The organism is Lyngbya sp. CCY1209, assembly GCF_055795065.1.
Genome location: NZ_JAYFER010000400.1, coordinates 1 through 4,773 on the forward strand (window position 1 = coordinate 1; position 4,773 = coordinate 4,773).

Annotated in this window: 3 protein-coding genes; 2 read left to right on the plus strand and 1 reads right to left on the minus strand. The window is 53.9% G+C overall.

Features of this window, described 5'->3' with window-relative positions:
• Window positions 1-381: 381 nt before the first annotated feature.
• Window positions 382-879 (plus strand): hypothetical protein, encoded by a 498-nt coding sequence (locus AC0QHF_RS12015; RefSeq protein ID WP_324704454.1) that lies wholly within the window; start codon window positions 382-384, stop codon window positions 877-879.
• 159 nt (window positions 880-1,038) lie between these two features.
• Window positions 1,039-3,390 (plus strand): DNA helicase PcrA, encoded by a 2,352-nt coding sequence (pcrA, locus tag AC0QHF_RS12020; protein WP_324704455.1) that lies wholly within the window; start codon window positions 1,039-1,041, stop codon window positions 3,388-3,390.
• Here pcrA and AC0QHF_RS12025 read toward each other — a convergent pair.
• Complete coding sequence (locus tag AC0QHF_RS12025) at window positions 3,382-4,176, minus strand: hypothetical protein (RefSeq protein WP_324704456.1); 795 nt, start codon at window positions 4,174-4,176, stop codon at window positions 3,382-3,384. The two genes, pcrA and AC0QHF_RS12025, sit on opposite strands and share 9 nt — an antisense overlap.
• Between the last annotated feature and the right edge of the window lie 597 nt (window positions 4,177-4,773).

The following is a 4,773-nucleotide window of genomic DNA, read 5'->3' on the forward strand; positions in this document are numbered from 1 at the left end:
CAAACAGACAGAATGAACATCGCTTTGGTATCTGTCAACTGAAGCTTTATTCGCTTCAATTACTAATTTACCACCCTCAGAGAGAAGTGCAAGGGTATTAAACTAAACTTAACATTTGGATGAGCGATCGCTTCGACTGATATAAACTTAAGTAAAGAAACGCCGTCGCCGCGATCCCCGGACGATCGCCGTCTACGGTAGTGCGGATGAGGCTTGGAGTCCCTTGTAGCCTGACGGAGTTTCAGCCCGAGGTCAAAGGAAGATTTGAGGAATTGAGGGGAGATTTCGACTCAAATCCGCTCTGCAATATTAACTGATCGCCCGCCTTTAAAATGTAAAGATACTGTTACAATTTTCCGGTTTATTTCAGGAACACCCATCATGCAATCACTCCGAGCCGAAATTGAAGCGATCCGCACCCAAATTCTGGCACTGCAACGGGAACGGGAGCAGATTCACATCGAAACCGTCACCCCGGAAGACGATTCCCCCCAAGCGATCGCCCAAGCCTACCGGCGCCAGGCCCGGGAAACCGCCAACCAATCCGCCGAACTCAAAGGGATCGACGATGCGATCGCGGCCCTGAAAACTCAGCTTCGCCACAAAAAGCAACAATTGGACCAATGGAGTCACCGCCACCCCCTCGAACAGCAAATGGAGGAAAGCCGACTCCAGGCCCAAGTCCACGCCGATCGCATCAACCACCTCGCCCGGGAGCTCTCCGAAGAGGTAAAATCCCTCAAAGCGATCGCCGACCAAATCAGCCCCCTCTACTGGCAGGTGTACTATAAACCCTTCATCACCGGATTCAGCAACATCTCCGTCCCCCACGTGCGATCGGACGGCGAGGTTTGGGGGATCGTCAACCGCATCGTTTGAAGGTAGGGAGTAGGGAGTAGGGAGTAGGGAGTAGGGAGTGGGGGGGGAGTTGATGAATTGATAATTATCAATTATCAATTATCAATTATCAATTCTTTGCCGGCTCGATTTTTTGTACAATAGACACTCTGTCCGCCCCCAGATGCGATCGCACCTTCCATGCAAACCGTCGATTTCCTCACCACCCTCAACCCCTCCCAGCGGCAAGCCGTCGAACACTTCTGCGGCCCGATGCTCGTCGTGGCGGGGGCCGGTTCCGGGAAAACCCGCGCCCTCACCTACCGCGTCGCCAACCTGATCCACACCCACCGCGTCAACCCGGAAAATATCCTCGCCGTCACCTTTACCAATAAAGCCGCCCGGGAGATCAAAGAGCGGGTCGAGTCCATTTTCGCCCAGCAGCAGGCTCAAAAACAGTACGGAAAGCCCCTCTCGGCCCTGGAACCGGCCGAACAGACCCAACTGCGATCGCACGTCTACCGCACCCTCACCAAACACCTGTGGATGGGGACGTTCCACAGTTTGTGCGCCCGCATCCTCCGCTACGATATCAACAAATATCAGGACGAAAAGGGGCGGCAGTGGCAGCAGAACTTCTCAATTTTCGACGAATCCGACGCCCAGGCCCAGGTGAAGCAGATCGTCACCAAACAACTGAACCTGGACGACAAAAAATTCGACCCCCGCAAGATCCGCTACAAAATCAGCAACGCCAAAAACCTGGGACTCTCGCCACAGGAGTATTCGCGGGAAAACCCGGACTATTCGGGGCGCGTCATTTCGGAGGTGTACGGCCTGTATCAGGATGCCCTGGCGGCCAACAACGCCCTCGACTTCGACGACCTGATCCGGGTTCCCGTCGCCCTGTTCCGGCAAAACGAACAGGTGCTCGCCTACTGGCACCAAAAATTCCGCCATATATTAGTAGACGAATATCAGGACACCAACCGCACCCAGTACGACCTGATCCGGCTGTTGGCGACGAACGGGGAAGAGCCGCGATCGTTCGAGAATTGGAAAAATCGATCGATTTTCGTGGTGGGGGATGTGGATCAGTCGATCTATTCGTTCCGGATGGCGGACTATACGATTTTGCTGGAATTTCAGGACGATTTCGGGGACGGTTTGTCGGACGACGACACCCGGACTTTAATTAAATTGGAGGAAAATTACCGATCGCGGGAAAATATCCTGGAAGTCGCCAATCATCTCATCCAAAATAATACCGCCAGAATTGAAAAAGTGCTGCGTCCGACGCGATCGGGAGGCACGCCGATCTACTGCTATCAGGCGGACGAGGAAATCGCCGAAGCCCAGTTTGTCGTCGATCAAATTAAAATGCTGATCGACCAAAATCCGGAACTCGGGCCGGGAAGTTTTGCCATACTTTACCGCACCAACGCCCAATCACGGCCTTTTGAGGATGTCCTGCTGCGGAATAACATTCTTTATAATGTCGTCGGCGGTCTGAAGTTCTACGATCGCAAAGAAATTAAGGATGCTTTATCCTATCTGAGGGTGTTGGCGAATCCCGCCGATAGCGTCAGCTTGCAGCGGATCATCAACGTGCCCCGGCGGGGGATCGGGCGGACGACCCTCGACGGGTTGAACAATGCCGCCCAACAGTTGGGGGTTCCCCTGTGGGAAATTGTCGGCGACGAGGATTCGGTGAATACCGTCGCGGGGCGATCGGCCAAATCGGTGAATCGGTTCGCCCAAATCATTCAATCCTGGCGCGATCGCGTTGAAACCACTTCTGCACTCGATATCTTAGAAGGAATTTTAGCCGATTGCGGCTATTTCGACGATCTCAAAAATCAGGGAACCGACGAGGCGGACAACCGTTTAGATAACCTGCGGGAACTGTGCAACGCGGTTTCCCAGTATCAGGAGGAGTACGAAGATAGCAGCTTGCAAGGATTTTTGGCCAGCGCCTCCCTATCCTCAGATTTAGACAACTTGGAAGAAGGACAGCAGGCGGTATCTCTGATGACCTTACATTCGGCCAAGGGGTTGGAGTTTCCGATCGTGTTTTTGGTGGGGTTAGAACAGGGGTTATTTCCCAATTTCCGCAGTATCGACGATCCCCTCAGTTTGGAAGAGGAACGGCGGCTGTGTTATGTGGGGATTACCCGTGCCCAGGAACAGCTATTCATCACCCACGCCTTGGAACGGCGGCTGTGGGGATATCGGGAACCCTGCGTCCCGTCGATGTTTTTGAAAGAATTGCCCGAGAATTTGATCGAGGGATATCGTCCTTTCGTCCGTCCGATTCAAAAGCCGGCGACGAAGAAAACCGGCAAAAAGAAGAAAAGGGCGAAACCGACCCCGGCGACAAATCCCGAAACTTGGAAAGTGGGCGATCGCGTATTTCACACGACATTTGGCGTCGGGAAGATCACCCACATTTTCGGCGGGAACGGGGGAAAGCAGTCTTTGGCGATCAAGTTTCACGGGTCAAGTCCCAAAATCCTCGACCCGAGTGTAGTTCCCCTCCAGTCCCTAGAATAAATCCCAGATGCTGCGGGTGAAGATGTAACCCACACCCAGCATGATCCCCACCTCCGTATTCTCCCGGAGGTAGCCGACGTTGACGCGGCCGGTGAGGATGAAGCTGTAGGAAATGGGGACGTCAACCCCCGCCATGAACAGCGGACCGAAGCTGAAATCCTCGTTGAACAGGTCGGCCCAAATCGCCCCCGCCCCCACGAAGGGGGACAGCAGCACCGCCCCGGTATCAGCCCGGACGGGAAAATCGTAGGTCAGGGCGCCGACGCTGGCGCTGTCGCCGAGAATGATCCCGCCGGTGTGGAGGGAGATATTTTCAGAATAACCCGTTTTTCCGAGGGTTCCGCCCCCCCCTTTGCCCAAGCCGGAGGCGTCGCCGGTGATGCCGATATTACCCCCGACGGCGAAATAGCTGTAGTGGTTGCTGAGGCGGCGGTTGTAGCGATCGGCGGCGCGGCGGGGGTCAACTTCTTCTTCTGCTTCCGGGGATTGGGCGATCGCTTCTTCGAGCACCGTCTCCTCGGCGATCCGCCACTCCGGTTGCACCCCCAGAACCCCCAGATCCGTCGCGTCAGTAGACGGGGCGTTTTCGCTCACCGCAGCGAGCGATCGTACCGGTTCCGCGTCGGGATTTTTTCCCCTCACCAGGCTGTTGAGGTATTTCTTGAGTTGTACGTTGTCGCCGGATGTTTGAGGGGTGGAAAAATTCTCTTGGGCCAAAACCTGACCGCCACTCAATGACGAAATAACCAGACAAGCAAGATAAGCCGCTCTCCTCAAAATAGTCATTCTGACTCCTCAGCAATTTAGTTTTGAATAGAGCAATAATAGATCATTTTTCAACATTGACATCAACCCTAATGGGGATTTTAGATTTTAGATTTTGGATTTTAGATTTGTCCCGATCTCTTCCCAGAATGGTGGGGGCAAGCCTCTGTGCTTGCCCATGATCGGTTGGCGAGCAACCAGAGACGGTTGCTCCCACGGATATTTAACCCCATCAATAAATCATCGGTGGGGGCAAGCCTCTATGCTTGCCCATGATCGGTTGGTGAGCAACCAGAGACGGTTGCTCCCACGAATATTCAACCCCATCAATAAATCATCGGTAGCGGCAAGCCTCTATGCTTGCCCATCTCCCACCTTCAATTAAAACTTTTGCTTGTAAGAGCGGGCGTGTTCCGCCATTTTTTCGGCGATATCGGGATTGTAAATTCGCAACCAGAGACGGTTGCTCCCACGGATATTCAACCCCATCAATAAATCACCGGTGGGGGCAAGCCTCTGTGCTTGCCCATGATCGGTTGGTGAGCAACCAGAGACGGTTGCTCCCACGGATATTCAACCCCATCAATAAATCATCGGTGGGGGCAAGCCTGTGCCCTT

What these genes read in the sequence shown, in the direction of transcription:
- pcrA (WP_324704455.1), top strand. Translation starts at nt 1,039, where the DNA reads ATGCAAACCGTCGATTTCCTCACCACCCTCAACCCCTCCCAGCGGCAA.
- AC0QHF_RS12015 (WP_324704454.1), top strand. Translation starts at nt 382, where the DNA reads ATGCAATCACTCCGAGCCGAAATTGAAGCGATCCGCACCCAAATTCTG.
- AC0QHF_RS12025 (WP_324704456.1), bottom strand. Translation starts at nt 4,176, where the DNA reads ATGACTATTTTGAGGAGAGCGGCTTATCTTGCTTGTCTGGTTATTTCG.